The 18,383-nt window shown below is 73.2% G+C and carries 18 protein-coding genes; 5 read left to right on the top strand and 13 right to left on the bottom strand.

Going from position 1 to position 18,383, the window contains the following annotated elements:
* Positions 1-9 precede the first annotated feature (9 nt).
* The 6 genes from ABT093_RS32110 to ABT093_RS32085 form a co-directional block, all read right to left on the bottom strand.
* Positions 10-1,080, bottom strand: a complete 1,071-nt coding sequence (locus ABT093_RS32110) for a potassium channel family protein (protein WP_502884365.1) — start codon at positions 1,078-1,080, stop codon at positions 10-12.
* On the bottom strand, positions 1,077-2,267 hold the full coding sequence (locus tag ABT093_RS32105) for a molybdopterin molybdotransferase MoeA (protein ID WP_350570373.1): 1,191 nt from the start codon (positions 2,265-2,267) through the stop codon (positions 1,077-1,079). Before ABT093_RS32105 ends, ABT093_RS32110 begins: the two co-directional genes overlap by 4 nt.
* A gap of 5 nt (positions 2,268-2,272) precedes the next feature.
* Positions 2,273-2,542 (bottom strand): DUF6457 domain-containing protein, encoded by a 270-nt coding sequence (locus ABT093_RS32100; RefSeq protein WP_502884369.1) that lies wholly within the window; start codon positions 2,540-2,542, stop codon positions 2,273-2,275.
* A gap of 127 nt (positions 2,543-2,669) precedes the next feature.
* Complete coding sequence (gene mobA / locus ABT093_RS32095; protein WP_502884370.1) at positions 2,670-3,257, bottom strand: molybdenum cofactor guanylyltransferase; 588 nt, start codon at positions 3,255-3,257, stop codon at positions 2,670-2,672.
* A gap of 23 nt (positions 3,258-3,280) precedes the next feature.
* Positions 3,281-4,312 (bottom strand): MBL fold metallo-hydrolase, encoded by a 1,032-nt coding sequence (locus tag ABT093_RS32090; protein WP_350570371.1) that lies wholly within the window; start codon positions 4,310-4,312, stop codon positions 3,281-3,283.
* Positions 4,313-4,548: 236 nt separating this feature from the next.
* Positions 4,549-5,310 (bottom strand): polyprenol monophosphomannose synthase, encoded by a 762-nt coding sequence (locus ABT093_RS32085; RefSeq protein WP_350570370.1) that lies wholly within the window; start codon positions 5,308-5,310, stop codon positions 4,549-4,551.
* 324 nt (positions 5,311-5,634) lie between these two features.
* Here ABT093_RS32085 and manA point away from each other — a divergent pair, with 324 nt between their 5' ends.
* On the top strand, positions 5,635-6,831 hold the full coding sequence (gene manA, locus ABT093_RS32080) for a mannose-6-phosphate isomerase, class I (protein ID WP_350570368.1): 1,197 nt from the start codon (positions 5,635-5,637) through the stop codon (positions 6,829-6,831).
* Positions 6,832-6,872: 41 nt separating this feature from the next.
* On the opposite strand, the gene ABT093_RS32075 is transcribed toward manA, so the two are convergent.
* Both ABT093_RS32075 and dnaB read right to left on the bottom strand, forming a co-directional pair.
* Positions 6,873-8,291 carry an acyltransferase family protein gene (locus tag ABT093_RS32075; protein ID WP_350570366.1) on the bottom strand — a complete coding sequence of 473 codons (1,419 nt, stop codon included), beginning with the start codon at positions 8,289-8,291 and terminating at the stop codon, positions 6,873-6,875.
* Positions 8,292-8,349: 58 nt separating this feature from the next.
* Positions 8,350-9,825 (bottom strand): replicative DNA helicase, encoded by a 1,476-nt coding sequence (gene dnaB, locus ABT093_RS32070; RefSeq protein ID WP_350570416.1) that lies wholly within the window; start codon positions 9,823-9,825, stop codon positions 8,350-8,352.
* Between the two features lie 591 nt (positions 9,826-10,416).
* On the opposite strand from dnaB, the gene ABT093_RS32065 reads away from it, so the two are divergent.
* Entirely contained in the window at positions 10,417-11,742 is a 1,326-nt protein-coding gene (locus ABT093_RS32065; protein ID WP_350570365.1) for an MATE family efflux transporter, read from the top strand.
* Positions 11,743-11,843: 101 nt separating this feature from the next.
* On the opposite strand, the gene rplI is transcribed toward ABT093_RS32065, so the two are convergent.
* The 4 genes from rplI to rpsF all read right to left on the bottom strand — a co-directional run bounded on the left by rplI (position 11,844) and on the right by rpsF (position 13,608).
* Positions 11,844-12,290 carry a 50S ribosomal protein L9 gene (rplI, locus tag ABT093_RS32060; protein ID WP_350570363.1) on the bottom strand — a complete coding sequence of 149 codons (447 nt, stop codon included), beginning with the start codon at positions 12,288-12,290 and terminating at the stop codon, positions 11,844-11,846.
* A 17-nt stretch (positions 12,291-12,307) separates the two neighbouring features.
* Positions 12,308-12,544 carry a 30S ribosomal protein S18 gene (gene rpsR, locus ABT093_RS32055; RefSeq protein ID WP_030304537.1) on the bottom strand — a complete coding sequence of 79 codons (237 nt, stop codon included), beginning with the start codon at positions 12,542-12,544 and terminating at the stop codon, positions 12,308-12,310.
* A gap of 77 nt (positions 12,545-12,621) precedes the next feature.
* Positions 12,622-13,221: a single-stranded DNA-binding protein gene (locus tag ABT093_RS32050; protein ID WP_350570361.1), complete on the bottom strand. Its 600-nt coding sequence runs from the start codon at positions 13,219-13,221 to the stop codon at positions 12,622-12,624.
* A gap of 96 nt (positions 13,222-13,317) precedes the next feature.
* The gene (gene rpsF / locus ABT093_RS32045; RefSeq protein ID WP_350570360.1) at positions 13,318-13,608 is read right to left on the bottom strand and encodes a 30S ribosomal protein S6; all 291 of its coding nucleotides are present in this window, start codon (positions 13,606-13,608) and stop codon (positions 13,318-13,320) included.
* Positions 13,609-13,906: 298 nt separating this feature from the next.
* Between rpsF and ABT093_RS32040 the strand changes: the two genes are divergently transcribed.
* The 3 genes from ABT093_RS32040 (at position 13,907) to ABT093_RS32030 (ending at position 16,584) form a co-directional block, all read left to right on the top strand.
* A complete protein-coding gene (locus ABT093_RS32040; protein WP_350570358.1) occupies positions 13,907-14,206 on the top strand; it encodes a hypothetical protein in 300 nt (99 codons plus the stop codon).
* Between the two features lie 167 nt (positions 14,207-14,373).
* Complete coding sequence (locus ABT093_RS32035) at positions 14,374-15,492, top strand: lipid II:glycine glycyltransferase FemX (RefSeq protein ID WP_350570356.1); 1,119 nt, start codon at positions 14,374-14,376, stop codon at positions 15,490-15,492.
* A 57-nt stretch (positions 15,493-15,549) separates the two neighbouring features.
* Positions 15,550-16,584 carry an alanine racemase gene (locus ABT093_RS32030; protein WP_350570354.1) on the top strand — a complete coding sequence of 345 codons (1,035 nt, stop codon included), beginning with the start codon at positions 15,550-15,552 and terminating at the stop codon, positions 16,582-16,584.
* Positions 16,585-16,594: 10 nt separating this feature from the next.
* On the opposite strand, the gene ABT093_RS32025 is transcribed toward ABT093_RS32030, so the two are convergent.
* The gene (locus ABT093_RS32025; protein WP_350570353.1) at positions 16,595-18,148 is read right to left on the bottom strand and encodes a glycosyltransferase family 87 protein; all 1,554 of its coding nucleotides are present in this window, start codon (positions 18,146-18,148) and stop codon (positions 16,595-16,597) included.
* Positions 18,149-18,383: the final 235 nt, after the last annotated feature.

Below are 18,383 nucleotides of genomic sequence, written 5' to 3'. Positions count from 1 at the left end.
GCGGGAACCCTACGCCCCCTCGGCCGACTTGATGACGATCACCCGGTCGGTGAGCTGCAGCGTCCGCGCCTCCGCCTCGGTGTAGTTGATCACCCGCCGGCCGCGCACCACCGCCACCACCAGGTCGTCGAGTTCGCGCGGGTCGTGCCCGGCCTCGGCCCGGGTGACCGGGCGCTCGACCACGTCCAGGCCGTTGCCGTAGGTGAGCAGGTCCTCCATCACCGCGCCGGCGTGCGGGCTGAGCATCGACATGCCCAGCAGCCGGCCCGCCGAACTGGAGCTGGTGACCACCACGTCGGCGCCGCTCTGCCGCAGCAGCGGGGCGTTCTCGTCCTCCCGCACCGCCGCGACGATGGTCGCCGCGCGGGTCAGCTGGCGGGCGGTCAGGGTGATCAGCGCGGCGGTGTCGTCCCGCTCCGGCGCGACCACCACCCGGGCGGCGGTGGGCAGTCCGGCGCGCAGCAGGGTGTCGGTCCGGGTGGCGTCGCCGACCACGCCGACCAGGCCCTGCTGGGCGGCCTGGTCGACCGCCTTGCGCTGCGGGTCGACCACCACGATCTCCTCCTTGCGCACCCCCTGCCCGAGCAGGGTGTCGATGGCGCTGCGGCCCTTGGTGCCGTAGCCGATCACGACGGTGTGCTCGCGCACGGTGGACCTCCAGCGGTTCAACCGCCACTGCTGACGGGTGCGTTCGGTGAGCACTTCGAGGGTGGTGCCGACCAGGATGATCAGGAAGACCACCCGCAGCGGAGTGACCACGAAGATGTTGGTGAGCCGGGCGCTGTCGCTGAACGGGGTGATGTCGCCGTACCCGGTGGTGGAGAGCGTCACCGTGGCGTAGTACGCCGAGTCCAGGAAGCTCAGCCCGCCGCCGGCGTTGTCGTTGTAGCCGTCGCGGTCCAGCCAGACGATCACGGTGGTGGCCACCAGGACGCCGAGTGCCAGCAGCAGCCGGGAGCCGACCTGCCGCACCGCCGGGGCGGAGCGCCGGGCGGGCAGCACGATCCCGGCGTCGGCCCAGGGCTCGGTGCCGGGAACGGACGGTCCGGCCGACCGTCCCCGGACGCGTCGGACACTCACGGGACCTCCAGCAGTTCGATTTCGTCACCGGCCGCGGCGCCGCCCGGCGGCACCACCGCGAGCGCCTCGGCCCGGGCCAGGCCGCGGAGCATCGCCGGACCGTCGTGGCGCAGGTGCACCACGCCGCGGGCGGTCCTCCGCACCGGCAGCAGCCGGGTGTCCACCGGGTGACCGGGCAGCGGGTCGACGGCGACGGCCAGGACCGGCTCGTCGGCGCCGCGGCCGGACAGCGCCCGCAGCAGTGGCAGGGCGAGCGTCACCGTTCCGGCGACGGCGGCCAGCGGATTGCCCGGCAGACCCACCAGATGGCGCCCGCCGGGGAGTTCGGCGAGCAGCATCGGATGGCCGGGGCGCACGGCGACCCCGTCCACCAGCAGCCGGGCGCCGCACTCGGCCAGCGCCCGGTGCAGGAAGTCCACCGGACCGGCCGCCGTCCCGCCGGTGGTGACCACCACGTCCGCGGCGGAGTGCCGCAGGGCGTCCCGGAGCAGGCCGAGGTCGTCGCGGACGGAGCGCGGTTCGCCGGTCTCGGCGCCGGCCGCGCGCAGCCACGGCGGCAGCAGCGGGCCGAGCGCGTCCCGGACCAGGCCGTCCCGGGGCAGACCGGAGCCGAGCAGCTCGTCGCCGAGCACCAGCAGCTCCACCACCGGGCGGCGGCGCACGGACAGCCGGTCGTGGCCGCAGGCGGCGGCCAGGCCGAGCACCGCCGGGCCGACCGGGGTGCCGGCCGGCAGCAGCACCTCGCCGCGCCGGCACTCCTGGCCGCGCGGCCGGACGTCCTGGCCGGTGGTCAGCGCGCCGGCGGTGCGCTCGCGAAGCAGCGGACCGCCCGGCTCGCCGTGCTCGCGGCGGAGCACGGCGGTGGCACCGGGTGGCAGCTGGGCCCCGGTGGCGATCTCGACGGCGGCGCCGTCGGCCAGCGGGCCGTCGGCGGGGCGCCCGGCGAGCAGCCGGCCGCCGACCTGCCAGGGGCCGGGGCCGGCCACCGCCCAGCCGTCCATCGCCGAGGTGTCGAAGGCCGGCAGGTCGGTGAGCGCGGTGAGCGGCTCGGCGAGGGTGTGGCCGAGCGCGCCGTCCAGCGGCAGGCTCAGCGCGGGCAGCGCGGGGCGGCCGGCCCGGCGGGCGGTCTCCCGGGCCGCCGCCCAGCGGGCCGGGCGGGCCGGGGCGGGCGCGACGGGTTCCGCCATCACGCTCACGGCTGCCCCGGGTCGCCGGCCCTGGCCGCCGCCCAGCGCTCGGCGAGCGCGGCGGTGCGCCCGGAGGCCTCGGCGACCGCCTCCGGGCCGCCGCCGCGCTGCGCGGCCGCGTAGCCGATCAGGAAGGCGGTCAGCGGGGCCGCGGGCCGGTCCACCCCGTGCGCGACCACCCGGGCCAGGTCGAGCAGGCCGCGGACGTCGACGTCCAGGTCGATGTCCAGCTCGGCACGGACCTCGGCGATCCAGTCATCCAGCGTGCGCTCCATGCGAACATGCTGCCCGATCGGCGGTTTCTCCGGGATGTTTGCCCGGTGAGCGACACGCGTCGTTTCGCTCACGCCGGGGTGCCGGGCCGGTGAGCGGGCCCGGTGGACGGGCCGGTCCCGGCGGGGATCAGCCCTTGCCGCCGTCGCGTTCGCGGGCCTGCTCCAGGTCCTCCCAGGTGTCGCAGTCGTAGGTGACGTCGTCGGTGTCGGCCAGCCGGAGGGTGGGCAGGGCGCCGGTCAGCCTGCGCAGCGGGAGCCCGGCCGGGTCCCCGACGGCGGCCAGCGCGGCGCGCAGGGCGGCGGTGCGGTAGGCGGCGGCGAGCGGCTGGTCGCGGCCGGCGGCGTCGACCAGGACGGCCGCCGCGGTCCGCGGCCCGGCCCCGTCGAGGGCGTCGACCAGCCGGTGGACGGTCCGCCGGTCGAGGAACGGCAGGTCGGCGGCGAACAGCAGCACCAGGTCGGCGGTCACCTCGGCCAGTCCGGCGGCGACGGCGGCCACCGGACCGCCGCCCGGCGGGCTCTCGCGGGTCCACCGGACCCCGGGCCGGGCGGTGGGGCGGACCGGGCCGACCACCACGGTGGTCCGGGCCTGCGCGCAGGCGGCGAGCACCCGGTCCAGCAGGGTGGCCCCGCCGACCGTCAGACCGGGCTTGTCGGCCCCGCCGAGCCGCCGGGCGGCGCCCCCGGCCGGGACGATCACGTCGTACGGCGTCATGCCGCCAGTATCCGCCGCGGACCTCAGGCGGTCTTCCCGCCCTCCTCGGGCTCCGGGACGACGGCGGCCTCGACGGTGTCGTCCGGCTCAGCAGCGGTGTCCTCCGGCTCGGCAGCGGCGTCGTCCGGCTCCGGGGCGAGGACGGCGGCCTCGACGGTGTCCTCGGGCTCGGCGGCGGCGGTGCGGGCGGCGGCGATGTTGGCGGCGGCGCTCAGCTCCAGCACGGCCGGCAGGGTCAGCTCCCCGTACCGCCGGTTCACCGCCGCGACCAGCGCCTCCGGGTCGTCCGGGTGCTCGGCCAGCAGCCGGTCGAAGTCCTGCAGGTACTCCCCGGTGAACGCCAGCACCCGGGCCGCGTCGTCGCCCTGCTCGGGTGCCCGGTGCCCGGCGATCACCCGGTCCGCGCCGAGTTCGGCGATCCGGCCGAGGTTGCGGACCCACGCGGTGCGCTGCTCCGGCGTGGTGTCGGCGGTCCAGACGTGGGTGCCGTTGTACGCGAAGTCGCCGGCCACCACGGTGCGGATGCTCGGCACGTGCACCACCGTGGAGCCGCCGCAGTCGCCCTGCCCGAGCAGCAGCACCGGGATCACCTGCCGGTCGACCATCAGCGGCTGGGGCAGCAGCGGGGCCGGGACCAGCGGGTGGTCCGGGATGTCGTCGCCGAACACCGGCTTCCACTGGGCGACCTTCGCGGCGGCGGTGCGCAGGATGCCCTCGACGACCGGCGGCGCGGCCAGCAGCCGCGCGTCGGGGAAGAGCCGCAGCACCTCCTCGGCACCGAAGTAGTGGTCGGGGTGCTGGTGGGTGATCACGATGGCGAGCAGCCGGCGGCCCTTGCCCGCCACCCACTCGGCCAGCTCGCGGCCGGCGCTGCGGGTGAGCTGGGCGTCGACCAGGATCGCCGTGTGCTCGCCGAGGATCAGCGTGGAGGTGGCGAAGAAGGCCGACTCGGGGCCGGTGAAGACGTCGACCTCCAGCGGCCGGACCGGCGGTGCGGCGCTCTCCGCGTCGAGCGGGTCCGCGCCGGCGTTCTCCTCGGACGGGGACGACGTCACTGGCTGCTCCCTCTGGTTCGGCGGTCCCGGTTCCGGTCCGGCTCGGCGTCGGTGGTGCGTGAGGCGGTGGTGCGTGAAGCGGTGGTGGTGCGTGAAGCGGTGGTGGTGCGCATCACGGCGGCAGTGGCCGCGCCCTACAGCATGGGAGTACGGCGCGCGGAAAACGCGGAAGGCGCGCCCGGCGGGGGCGCGCCTTCCCGATCACATGTCCGGTCGGCGGCTCGTCGCCGCCGGGATCAGCCCTTGCGGCCGGTCAGCTTGGCGACGCGGTCGGCGACACCCCAGGAGGTGACCCGCCACAGCGCCTCGACCACGATGTTCCGGCTCATCTTGGACGCGCCCAGCTCCCGCTCGACGAAGGTGATCGGCACCTCGGCGACCTTGAAGCCGGCCTTCACGGTCCGCCAGGCCAGGTCGACCTGGAAGCAGTAACCGGCCGAGGCGACCTGGTCCATGCCGAGGCCCAGCAGGGTCTCCTTGCGGAACGCCCGGTAGCCGCCGGTGACGTCCCGGATCGGCACGCCCAGCATCAGCCGCGAGTAGGTCGAGCCGCCGCGGGAGAGCAGCAGCCGGGACTTCGGCCAGTTCACCACCCGGCCGCCGGGGACCCAGCGCGAACCCAGCACCAGGTCGGCGCCGCGCAGCGCGGTCAGCAGCCGGCCCAGCTCCTCGGGGCGGTGGGAGCCGTCGGCGTCCATCTCGACGAGCACGTCGTAGCCCTCGTCGATGCCCCAGCGGAAGCCGGCCAGGTAGGCGGCGCCCAGCCCCTCCTTGCCCTTGCGGTGCATGACGTGTACCTGGGGGTCCTCGGCGGCCAGCTTGTCGGCCAGTTCGCCGGTGCCGTCGGGGCTGTTGTCGTCGGCGACGAGGACGTGCACCTCGGGGACGGCGGCGCGCACCCGGCCGACGATGCGCTCGACGTTCTCCGCCTCGTTGTAGGTGGGGATGATCACCAGCACCCGGCCGAGATCGGCGAAACCCTGCTGGTTGACGGTCACGTACTAACCTCTCGGCCGGTGGCGGGACGTGCCGGTCACCATTGCCCGCACTCATCGGAAGACACAGTCCCGGCCGGCACCCCGCCGGCCCGGACGACACCGTGGAAAACACTGGGTCCTGGCATCCTACTACCGCGCCCTCGGACCGACCTTCCGCGCGCGGCACTCCCGGCCGGCGCCCGCCGTTTCCCCGGCGGAGGTGCAGGTCGGCTAGGGTCGATGCCCGGCCTTTGCCCGGATGCCCGAACCCGTCCGCCCCCGCCCGCAGCCGCCTGACGGCGGCGAGGCCCACCAGCCACTGCAGCAAGGAGCAGGACCGCGCCCATGGACAAGCTCGTCAACACCGTCCGCCCGTACGCCTGGGGCTCGGCCACCGCGCTCCCCGAGCTGCTCGGGCAGGAGCCGACCGGCGAACCGCAGGCCGAGCTGTGGATGGGCGCCCATCCCGGGGACCCGTCGCGGGCGGACCGGGGCGACGGGCCGCGCCGGCTGGACGAGCTGATCGCCGCCGACCCGGAGGGCGAGCTGGGCGCCGCCTCGGTGGCCCGCTTCGGCCCCTCCCTGCCGTTCCTGCTCAAGGTCCTCGCCCCGGGCATCCCGATCTCCATCCAGGCCCACCCCTCGCTCGAACAGGCCCGCGCCGGGTACGCCGCCGAGAACGCCCTGGGGATCCCGCTGGACGCCCCACACCGGAACTACCGGGACGCCAACCACAAGCCCGAACTCATCTGCGCGCTCGGCGACTTCGACGGTCTCTGCGGCTTCCGCCGGCCCGCCGGGGCGGCCGCGCTGCTGGCCGCTCTCGCGGTGCCCGCGCTGGAGCCGGTGATCGCCCTGCTGGGCGCCGAGGACGAGTCCGAGGCGCTCAGCGGCGCCCTGGCCGCCGTGCTCACCCTGTCCGGGCCCGAGGCGGCGGAGGCGGTCCGGGAGACCGCCGACGCGCTCGGCAAGGCCGCCGCCGAGGACCCGGACGGTCCGTACGCGCCGTACACCCGGATCGCCCGGGACTTCCCGGGCGACGTCGGGCTGATCGCCGGACTGCTGCTCAACCACGTCCGGCTGCGCGCCGGCGAGGCGCTCTACCTGGGCGCCGGCGTCCCGCACGCGTACCTGCACGGCCTGTGCGTCGAGCTCCAGGCCAACTCGGACAACGTGCTGCGGGCCGGGCTCACCCCCAAGCACATCGACGTGCCGGAACTGCTCCGGGTCGTCGAGTTCGCCGCCTGCGCGCCCACGCCGCTGCTGCCGGTCGCGGTCGACGGGACGCCCGGCGAGGAGCTGTACCCGGTGCCGATCGACGAGTTCCGGCTCTCCCGGTTCGCGCTGGACGGCCGGGAGCGGACGGTCGGCGGCGAGGCCCCGCAGATCCTGCTCTGCACCGCCGGCACCGCCCGGCTGACCGCGGCGGACGGCACCGCGCTGGAACTGTCCCGCGGCGAGTCCGCCTTCCTCCCCGCCACCGGCGCCCCCACCCACCTGAACGGCACCGCCACCGTCTTCCGCGCGACCGTCACCCTCTGACGCCGGGGCCCCGACCCTCCGGGGCCCCGACCGCGGTCCGGCTACCGGTCGCGCTCCGCCCCGGCGGCCACCGGCGCCGGATCCGCGGGCGCCGCGGCCGCCGCACCGTCCGGCCCGGCCGTCCCGTCCGTCCGGGCGGCCGGGAGCGCCCCGCCCACCGCCTCCAGCGGCTGCGCGGGCCAGCGGGCGTTCACCGCCTTGGTCAGGCGCCGGCCCAGGTTCTGGAAGGGGATCTCGACCAGCCGGTACAGCAGGTAGCTCGCCAGCAGGGTGGCGCCCAGGAACTCCGCGGTCCAGAGCAGCTTGCCGGCGCCCGTGGTCGGCAGCGGGGGCACGCCCAGCTTGGGCGCGATGGTGTGCAGGATCGGGTTGTGCAGCAGGTAGACCGAGAAGCTGATCGCTCCGAGCCAGGTCAGCACCTTCGGGAACCTGCGCTTGCGCAGCGCCATCCCGATCCCGAAGCTGAGCCAGGCACCCAGGTACGAGGCGGTCCAGGAGATCCAGCCCGCCGTCCAGGTGTTCGACTCCATGCCGTTCTTGTTGTACATCCACCCGACGGCCGCACCCGCGACGATCACGAAGCCGAGGCAGAACCAGGCCGGGAGCCGTTCCATCTGCCCGCGCTCGGCCCGGTACACGACGGTGCCGGCGAACATCGTGGCGAAGATCATCCAGGTCTCGAAGGCGGGCGCCCGGCTGTTGTTGACCACCAGGACGACGCCGAGGCCGGCCACCAGGACGGCACCGGTACGGGTCAGCACCGCGTTGCCGCTGAGCATGCAGGCCAGGCCCATCACCATGACCAGGGCGGCCGCCGCGACGAGGTTGCGCACCTCGTCGATGTTGTGGGTCAGCTGCATGGTGGCGATCGAGGTGCCGAAGAGCAGCGCCACCGCGGCGAGCCCGACCGAGATCGCGCCGCTCTTGCGGTGCCAGTTGAGGGTGAACAGCGCGGTGACCACGAAGTAGAAGACCATCTCGTAGCAGAGGGTCCAGGTCACGGCGAGGCCGTTGTAGACGCCCAGGAAGTCCTGGAGCATCGTCCCGTTGGCGACCAGGGCGATCAGGTCGTGGCCGGTGCGGAAGATCGTCACCGCCCCGTCGCCCTCGGGCAGGATCATGATCGAGACCGCGATCCCGATGATCAGGGCCGGGTAGATCCGGAAGATCCGGCCGATCCAGAACGCCCTGACGTCACCGCGCCGCTCCAGCGAGGCCGGGATGATGTACCCGCTCACGATGAAGAACAGCATGACCCCGTAGAGCCCGAGGTCGAAGTGCCACCAGATCGCCCCGCCGATGGCGGGCGGCAGGATGTTGACCACCTCGAAATGGTGGAAGGCCACCATCAGCGCGGCGAAGCCGCGCAGAGCGTCGAGCCAGCCCAGCCGGGCGCCGCCGCCAGGCGGGGTCGTCGCGCCGCCGGCCCGCGCGGAGAAAGGTCGTCTTCGCACTGTCATGCCGGGAGGCTAGCGCCCGGGCCGGAAGGGCTCTGCACTACCCCCCGGTCGGGGGGGGTCAGTCCCGGGTCATGTCGACGAAGCGGGAGTAGTGGCCCTGGAAGGCCACGGTGATGGTGGCGGTGGGGCCGTTACGGTGCTTGGCGACGATGAGGTCGGCCTCGCCCGCGCGCGGGGACTCCTTCTCGTAGGCGTCCTCCCGGTGCAGCAGGATGACCATGTCGGCGTCCTGCTCGATCGAGCCGGACTCGCGCAGGTCGGAGACCATCGGGCGCTTGTCGGTGCGCTGTTCGGGGCCTCGGTTCAGCTGGGAGAGCGCGATCACCGGCACCTCCAGCTCCTTGGCCAGCAGCTTCAGGTTTCGCGACATGTCGGAGACCTCCTGCTGGCGGTTCTCGGCCCGGCGGGAGCCGCCGGACTGCATCAGCTGGAGGTAGTCGATGACGATCAGCTTGATGTCGTTGCGCTGCTTGAGCCGGCGGCACTTGGCGCGGATCTCCATCATCGACAGGTTCGGCGAGTCGTCGATGAACAGCGGCGCCTCGCTGACGTCCGGCATCCGGCGGGCCACCCTGGTCCAGTCGTCGTCCGTCATGGAGCCGGAGCGCATGTGGTGCAGCGCCACCCGGGCCTCGGCGGAGAGCAGGCGCATGGCGATCTCGTTGCGGCCCATTTCGAGCGAGAAGATCACGCTCGGCAGCTTGTTGTGGATCGAGCAGGCCCGGGCGAAGTCCAGCGCCAGGGTGGACTTGCCCATCGCGGGACGGGCCGCGATGACGATCATCTGGCCGGGGTGGAGCCCGTTGGTGAGCGCGTCGAAGTCGGCGAAGCCGGTCGGCACGCCGGACATCTGGCCGTTGCGGGAGCCGATCGACTCGATCTCGTCGAGGGCGCCCTCCATGATGTCGGCGAGCGGAGCGTAGTCCTCGTTGGTGCGCTGCTCGGTGACGGCGTAGATCTCCGCCTGGGCCGCGTTGACGATCTCGTCGACGTCGCCCTCGGCGGCGTAGCCCATGCCGGCGATCCGGGTGCCGGCCTCGACCAGCCGGCGCAGCACCGCGCGCTCGTGCACGATCTGCGCGTAGTACTCGGCGTTGGCGGCGGTCGGGACGGAGTTGACCAGGGTGTGCAGGTAGCCGGGGCCGCCGACCCGCTGGAGCTCGCCGCGCTTGGTCAGCTCGCCGGCCACGGTGATCGGGTCGGCCGGCTCGCCGCGCGCGTACAGGTCCAGGATCGCGCCGTGGATCAGCTCGTGCGCGGGCCGGTAGTAGTCGGCCGGCTTGAGCACCTCGACGACGTCGGCGATGGCGTCCTTGGAGAGCAGCATGCCGCCGAGGACGGACTGCTCGGCCGCGAGGTCCTGCGGGGGGACGCGCTCGAAGCCGTCCAGGCCGCCCTCGGCGCGCTCGTCCTCGCCCTGGCGGCGTTTGCCGCCGTCCCGCTGGAAGCCGCCGGACCCGCCCGGGCCGCCCTTGCCGCCCTTCTGGAAGCCGCCGCCCTGGCCCTGGCCGCCGCGGCCTCGCGAGACCGGCAGCCGGTCGCCCGGGCCGTCCGGGAACGGGGCGTCGGCGAAGGCGCCGACCGGGAAGGGGTCGTCGGCGCCCTGCCAGTCGTCCTCCGGCGGCGGGGCGTCGTGGTCGTCGTACTGGGGGCCGGTCACGCGTGTTCCCCGATCAGCGAGTGGTGCGAGTTGGAGCGGGCCTTGCCGGTGGCTGGGATGGTGCGGAACCCGACTCCGCGCCACCGCATTTTCTACGCCACCGCACCGACAAATCGGACGCCGAGGCGGATGGGAGTGTCGGACGGAGGGCCCACGCTAAGGCGCCGGGCGGCCTTCAGCCAAGACGGTTATCCACAGGGGGTGTGGACGAGCGGCCCACGGCTGTGGAGAAGTGCCGCAAACCTGTGGACGCCCCTGTGGAAAGCCCTGTGGATAACCAGACCATCGATCCACCGTCAACCCGCTGACCTGCACATCCCTCGTCCCGGGGCTGTGCATGAGAAATTCTTCACACAGAGCCGGGTGGCGGTGGACACACACACGCACGGGCCGGTCGCTCGCCCGTGCGAGTAAGTGGCACAAGGCCCTGGCATCGCTTACCTGTGGATGAGTAGCCTGGATGGCATGACCCTCACCACCGACCGCCGCCGGCACGACCGGGAGATCCTCGCCCTCGCCGTCCCCGCCTTCGGCGCCCTGGTCGCCGAGCCGCTCTTCCTGATGGCCGACTCGGCGATCGTCGGCCACCTCGGCACCGCCCAGCTGGCCGGCGTCGGCGTCGCCTCGGCCGCGCTCACCACCGCCACCGGGGTCTTCGTCTTCCTCGCGTACGCCACCACCGCCGCGGTGGCCCGCCGGATCGGCGCCGGGGACCGCCGGGCCGCGATCCAGCAGGGCATCGACGGCATCTGGCTGGCGCTGGCGCTCTCCGCCGGGGTGGTCGCGCTGACCCTGCTGCTCGCCCCGCAGGTGGCCGGCGTGCTCGGCGCCTCGCCGACCGCCGCCCCGTACGCCGTGACGTACCTGCGGATCAGCGCGCTCGGCATCCCGGCGGTCCTCATGGTGATGGCCGCCACCGGCGTGCTGCGCGGCCTCCAGGACACCCGGACGCCGCTGTACGTGGCCGTCGCCGGGTTCGCCGCCAACCTCGGGCTGAACGTCGGCCTGGTGTACGGCGCCGGGCTGGGGGTGGCCGGTTCGGCCTGGGGCACGGTGATCGCCCAGACCGGGATGGCCGCCGTCTACCTGGTCGTGGTGGTCCGCGGCGCCCGCCGGGAGCAGGCCTCGCTGCGGCCGGACGCGGCCGGGATACGGGCGAGCGCCAGGGCCGGCGGACCGCTGATGGTCCGCACCCTGAGCCTGCGCGCCATCCTGATGATCGCCACCGCGGTGGCCGCCGGGCTGGGCGACGACGAGATCGCCGCGCACCAGATCGCCATGACGGTCTTCCTGTTCATCGCCTTCGCCCTGGACGCCATCGCGATCGCCGGCCAGGCCATCATCGGCCGCTACCTGGGCGCCGGGGACGTCCCGGGCACCAGGGCCGCCACCCGGCGGATGATCGAGTGGGGCATCGGCTCCGGCCTGCTGCTGGGCCTGCTGGTGGTGGTCGCCCGCCCCCTGTACGTCCCGCTGTTCACCCCGGACCCGGCGGTGCAGCACCAGCTGAACACCGTCCTGCTGCTGCTCGCGCTCTGCCAGCCGGTCTCCGGCCTGGTCTACGTCCTGGACGGCGTGCTGATGGGCGCCGGGGACGGCCCGTTCCTGGCCTGGGCGATGCTCGCCACCCTCGCGGTGTTCGCGCCCGTCGCGCTCGCGGTGCCGGCCAGCGGCACCGGGCTCGCCGGGCTCTGGTGGGCGATGAACCTCTTCATGCTGGTCCGCGGCGGCTTCCTGGCCTGGCGGGCCCGCGGCGGCAGGTGGCTGGTCACCGGCGCCGTGCGGAGCTGAGCGGCGCCGCCCGGCGAACGACCGAGGGCCGGTCCCCGCGAAGGGGGACCGGCCCTCGGGCCACTGCTACGGAGCTGACGCTACCGGTGCGTGGTCGTGGCTCAGGCGGCGACGACGGCGATGTCCAGGTTGGCCTGGACGTCCGAGTGCAGCTTGACCGAGACCTTGTGGGTGCCCACGGTCTTGATCGGCGAGGCGATCGCGACGGCGCGCTTGTCGACCGCCGGGCCGCCGGCGGCCTTGATGGCCTCGACGACGTCGGCCTGGGTCACCGAGCCGAACAGGCGGCCGGCCTCGCCCGAGCGAACGGCCAGCTTGACCTGGACGCCCTCGAGCTTGCCCTTGACCTCGTTGGCGGCCTCGAGGGTCTGGATCTCGTGGATCTTGCGGGCGCGACGGATGGCGTCGACGTCCTTCTGACCGCCCTTGGTCCAGCGGATGGCGTAGCCACGCGGGACCAGGTAGTTGCGGGCGTAGCCGTCCTTGACCTCGACGACCTCGCCGGCCGAGCCCAGGCCCGGCACCTCGTGGGTGAGGATGATCTTCATTGTTCGGTCACCCTCTCTTAGCGCGCGGTGCTGGTGTAGGGCAGCAGCGCCATCTCACGGCTGTTCTTCACGGCCGTGGCGACGTCACGCTGGTGCTGGGTGCAGTTGCCGGTGACCCGGCGGGCACGGATCTTGCCGCGGTCGGAGATGAACTTCCGCAGCAGGTTCGTGTCCTTGTAGTCAACGTAGTTGACCTTGTCCTTGCAGAAGACGCAAACCTTCTTCTTCGGCTTGCGAGCAGGCGGCTTCGCCATTGTGTGCTCCATTGGGGTTCACGGCTGGGCGGGCGTCTCGCGACGCCCGCGGCCAGGCCGCACGAAATCTGTCAGCTCTAGAACGGGGGCTCTTCCGAGAAGCCGCCGCCGGACGGGGCACCCCAGCTGCCGCCACCCTGGTTTCCACCAGAGGGAGCGCTGGACGCCCAGGGGTCGTCGGAGGGGCCGGACTGGCCGCCGGAGTTGCCACCCCAGCCGCCGCCCTGCTGGCCGCCACCGCCGCCCCAGCCACCGCCCTGGCCGCCGCCCTGCGGGCCGCCGCCGAAGCCGCCGCCCTGGGGACCACCGGACCGGTTGGCCCGGGTGACCTTCGCGGTCGCCGAGCGCAGGCTCGGACCGACCTCGTCGACCTCGACCTCGAAGACCGTCCGCTTCTCGCCTTCCTTGGTCTCGTAAGACCGCTGGCGCAGCCGGCCCTGCACGATGACGCGCATGCCGCGCTGGAGCGACTCGGCCACGTTCTCCGCCGGCTGCCGCCAGACGTTGCACGTGAGGAAGAGGCTCTCGCCGTCCTTCCACTCGTTCGTCTGACGGTCGAAGGTGCGGGGGGTGGACGCGATGCGGAACTTCGCGACCGCCGCACCCGACGGGGTGAAGCGCAGCTCGGGGTCGTCGACGAGATTGCCGACGAGGGTGATGACGGTCTCGCCTGCCATGGTGGTGATGACCTCTCGGGAAGATGTCCGTTCACCGCTGTTTCACGTGAAACAGCGGTCGCGAGCTACCCGAGACCCGAAGGCCTCAGAGGTGGCTCAGTGGGTGTCCGGGCGCAGGACCTTGGTCCGCAGAACCGACTCGCTCAGGCCCAGCTGGCGGTCGAGCTCCTTGACGACCTCAGGCGTGGCCTGCAGGTCGATGACCGAGTAGATGCCCTCGGACTGCTTGTTGATCTCGTAGGCCAGACGGCGGCGACCCCAGGTGTCGATCTTCTCGACCTTGCCACCCGCGTTGCGGACGACAGCCATGAAGCTCTCGATCAGGGGGGAAACGGCGCGCTCCTCGACCGAGGGGTCGAGGATCACCATCACCTCGTAGTGACGCATGAGTAACCCACCTCCTTTGGACTCAGCGGCCACGGTCTCTCCGTGGCAGGAGGGTTGTGCAGCGTCGGCACCGGAGCAGTGACGACACGGCCACCGTAGCGGCCGGGTCGGACAGCCCGTCCTCGTTCACTCGGAAGAGGGCAGAGGAGGGCACAACTACACCAGTGCAGACGACACACCCTACCCGCACCCGGACGGACGAACAAAACGCATAGGGGTTGTGAGACCCGGCCAACCGCCGCAATCTGGACGGAACGGGTTTCCCGCCCGTTCGTCTCCACGCCAGGAGGTGGGACACATGGCCCAGACCGTCCACCGCATGCCCGCCCTCACCCTGAACACCGACGGCCACCCGCACCCGCGGGAGAACACCCTGGTCGGCCTCACCGCCGCACTGGGCGCGATCGCCTTCATCACGTCGTTCTTCCACAACCTGCACCTGCTGACCTCGTGGACCGGCCTGTTCGGGATCGTCACCGGCCTGCTCGGGATGTACATCTCCGTCACCACCGCCGAGCGCTTCGTCCTGATGATCGCGCTCGGCGCCTCGGCGATCGGCTTCTACCTCGGCATCGCACGCGGCGGACTGTGGGGTTAGCCCCACCTCCCCGAGGAACCCCGGGCGCCCCCGTGGCGTACTTGTCTTCAGGTGGACGGGTACGCGGCGGGGGCGCCGCCGTGCCCGTGGCCGACGGGACCCCGGACGATAGGGTCACACCGAGAAGACGGGGCCCACCGCAGCCCGACCGACGAGGAGCACCGAGCATGAGCCTGCGCCTGAGGACGATCACCCGCGAGGAGCACCTCGCCTTCATCAGGAGCCGCGCCTCGGCGAGCCACATGCAGGTGCCGTCCTGGGGCGACGTGAAGGCCGAGTGGCGCTCCGAGTCGATCGGCTGGTTCGACGAGGCCAACCAGCTCGTCGGCGCCGGCCTGGTGCTGTACCGGCAGCTGCCCAAGCTCAAGCGCTACCTGGCCTACCTGCCCGAGGGCCCGGTCATCGACTGGTTCGACCGCGACCTCGACCGCTGGCTGCAGCCGATGCTGTCGCACCTGAAGTCCCAGGGCGCCTTCTCGGTGAAGATGGGCCCGCCGGTGGTCATCCGCCGCTGGAACGCCCCGACCATCAAGGAGGCCATCGCCGCCAAGCAGGCCAAGCGCCTGCGCGACGTCGAGGCCGACTGGTACGAGCCGCGCGCCTTCGAGGTCGCCGACCGGCTGCGCAAGGCCGGCTGGCTGCAGGGCGAGGACGGCGGCGCCGGCTTCGGCGACGTCCAGCCGCGCTACGTCTTCCAGGTGCCGCTGGCCAACCGCTCGCTGGACGACATCCAGAAGGGCTTCAACCAGCTCTGGCGCCGCAACATCAAGAAGGCCGAGAAGAGCGGCGTCGAGGTGGTCCAGGGCGGCTACGACGAGCTTCCGGTCTTCCACCAGCTCTACCTGGTGACCGCCGAGCGCGACAAGTTCACCCCGCGCCCGCTGGCCTACTTCCAGCGCATGTGGAAGGCCCTCACCGCCGAGGACCCGAACCGGATGCGGCTGTACATCGCCTACCACGAGGGCGAGCCGCTGGCCGCGACCACCATGCTGGTCGTCGGCGAGCACGTCTGGTACTCCTACGGCGCCTCGGCCAACCACAAGCGCGAGGTCAAGCCGTCGAACGCGATCCAGTGGCGGATGATGCGCGACTCCTACGCCCTGGGCGGCGGGGTGTACGACCTGCGCGGCATCTCCGACACGCTGGACGAGAACGACCACCTGTTCGGCCTGATCCAGTTCAAGGTCGGCACCGGCGGCCAGGCCGCCGAGTACCTCGGCGAGTGGGACTTCCCGCTCAACAAGCTGCTGCACAAGGCCCTCGACCTCTACATGTCGCGCCGCTGAGCAGCCCGCTCCGAGCCACCGAGCAGCCGTGCCCAACACCCTCTGGGAGATGACCCGATGACGCTGTCGCTCTACCTCGACACCGAACGCTGGCGCACCCACCAGCGCTCCGTGCTGGCCGAGTTCCCCGGCCTGGTGCCGGTGGCCAAGGGCAACGGCTACGGCTTGGGCAACCACCGCCTGGCCGAGGAGGCGACCCTCCTCGGCACCGGGGTGCTGGCGGTCGGCACCGCCTACGAGGCCGCCGACGCGGCCGAGTGGTACGGCGGCGAACTGCTGGTGCTCACCCCCTACCGGGTCGGTGAGGAGGCGCTGCCGATGCCGCACGCCCGGGTGATCCGGACGGTGGCGGGCCTGGACGGCCTGCGGGCGCTGCACGGCGCCCGGGTGGTGGTGGAGTGCATGACCACCATGCGCCGGCACGGCGTCTCGGCGGACGACCTCCCGGCCGTCGCCGCCGAGCTGGAAGGCGTCGCCTTCGAGGGCCTCGCGCTGCACCTGCCGATGGACCGCCCGGACGGCTCCAGCCCGGTCGAGGAGGTCGCGTACTGGGTGGAGACCGCCCGGGCCGCCGGCATCCCGGTGCACACCGTGTTCGTCAGCCACCTCGGCGCGGCCGGCATGGAGCAGCTGGCCCAGCGCTTCCCGCAGACCGTCTTCCGGGCCCGGATCGGCACCCGGCTCTGGCTGGGCGACCACGGCGCGCTGGAGGTCCGGGCGACGGTGCTGGACGTCACCCCGGTGCGCAAGGGCGACCGCTACGGATACCGCCAGCACCCGGCGCCGTCCGACGGCCACCTGCTGGTGGTGGCCGGCGGCACCGCGCACGGCATCGGTCTGGAGGCGCCCAAGTACGTGCAGGGGATGTCCTCGCGCGCCAAGGGGATCGCCCGGGCCGGTCTGGCGACCGTCAACAAGACCAAGTCGCCCTACCACTGGGCGGGCAAGCAGCTCTGGTTCGCCGAGCCGCCGCACATGCAGGTCTCGCTGCTCTTCCTGGACGGGGAGGCCAAGCCGCCGGCGGTCGGCGACGAGCTCGGCCTGCAGGTGCGGCACACCACCACGCACTTCGACCGCGTGGTGGACCGCTGAGTCCCGCCGGTCAGTCCTTCTTCGCGGCCGGTTCCTCGGCCGGTTCCGCGGCGGGCGGCTCCTCGAGCCACGCCTCGGGGCCGGCCGGCGCGTACCCGGCGTAGCTCTCCTCCTCGCGCATCCGGCGCGCGGCGCCGAGCACGAAGACGTCCGGGGCGCCGTCGAGCACCCCGCCGGACGGGTCGTCGCTGCCGTCCCAGCGCACCGGGTCACGGTCCGGCAGCAGGATGTCCCGGATCACCATGCCGACCAGGTAGAGCGTGCCGAGCAGGTGCAGCACGACCGCGAAGTGGTACCAGGACTCGCCGAGCCCGTGCTGCTTGGCCCCGGTGACGAAACCCAGGTGGGACCAGATGCCCAGGGTGTAGAGCACCTCGCAGGCCTGCCAGATCAGGACGTCCCGCCAGCGCGGCCGGGCCAGCACCGCGAGCGGCAGCAGCCAGAGCACGTACTGCGGCGAGTACACCTTGTTGAACACCACGAACGCGGCCACCACCAGGAAGGCCAGCTGGGCCACCCGCGGCCGGCGGGGTGCCGCGAGGCCGAGCCACGCTGTCCCCGCGCAGCTCAGCACCATCAGGACGGCGATGAAGGTGTCGAGGTTGGCCAGCCCGACACCCCGGTTCTGCATGAGGATCAGCCACAGCGAGCCGTAGTCCTCGGTGCGGTGCTTGCTGAAGACGTAGAAGGTCGACCAGCCCTGCCAGTTGGCCATCATGATCGGCAGGTTGACCAGCAGCCAGGCGCCGGCCGCGCCGCCGAGCAGCGCCCGCAGGTCGCGCCAGCGGCCGGCCCGCCAGCAGAGCACCAGCAGCGGGCCGAGCAGCAGCACCGGGTACAGCTTGGCCGCGGTGGCCAGGCCGATGAACACCCCGGCCCAGAGCGGCCGCGAGCCGGACCACCAGGCCAGCGCGACGGCGGCCAGCGCGACGGCCAGCAGGTCCCAGTTGACGGTGGCGTTGAGCAGCAGGACCGGCGCCAGGGCGAACATCAGCGCGTCCCAGGGGCGGCGCCGGTGGGTGCGGGAGAGCGCGACCACGGCGACCACCGCGCAGGCCATCAGCAGGCCGGCGTTGATCGTCCAGAACCACCGCTCCTGGTCCTGCAGGGTGCCGCCGCCGGGGGTCAGCCAGGCCGAGATCTGCATGAACAGGCCGGTCAGCACCGGGTACTCGAGGAACTGGAGGTCCCCGGTGGTGCCCGGGATCCGGTCCACGTACGGGTGCAGGCCGGCCGCGAAGCCGCGTCCGGAGAACAGGTGCGGGATGTCGCTGTAGCAGCCGTGCACGTACTGCGGCGAGCCGGGCTGGAACCAGGCGGCGTTGTAGCAGGGCAGCTTCTGCGCCATGCCCAGCACCGAGACCACGATCACCACCAGCGCCAGGAAGCGCGCCGGGATCCACCACGAGACGCCGAGCAGCGCGCGCTTTCCGGGCGGACCGCCGATCACCTCGCTTCCGGCCGCCGCGACCGGATCCTCGTCCGCCGGCACCACCACGGTGTTGGCCTGCGGCCCGGGCACCGGCGCGGCCGGGGCCTCTTCGTCACGAACGCTGGACGTCATGGCGGACATCCTGCCGCACCCCGCCCGCCCGTACGAGGAGGCCCCTGCTCCTTTTCCCCGGTCCCCCGGCGACCGCCGGGGCGCCGGGCACCGCGGGACCGGCACGAATCGCTCCGAACACGGCGAAACGGCGGTGGGGGGGGGCCCCCGGGGCGCCCCCCCCCCCCGAGGCCGGGCCCGGGCTCGGGGGGGGGGGCGGTTGCGGTGGGGGGCGGGGGGGGGGGGGCGCGGGGGC

Origin of the sequence: Kitasatospora sp. NPDC002551 (assembly GCF_040296005.1) — a bacterium.
GTDB lineage: Bacteria > Actinomycetota > Actinomycetes > Streptomycetales > Streptomycetaceae > Kitasatospora.
The sequence above is the reverse complement of the archived record's forward strand: the minus strand, read 5'-3'. Positions and strand labels throughout refer to the sequence as shown.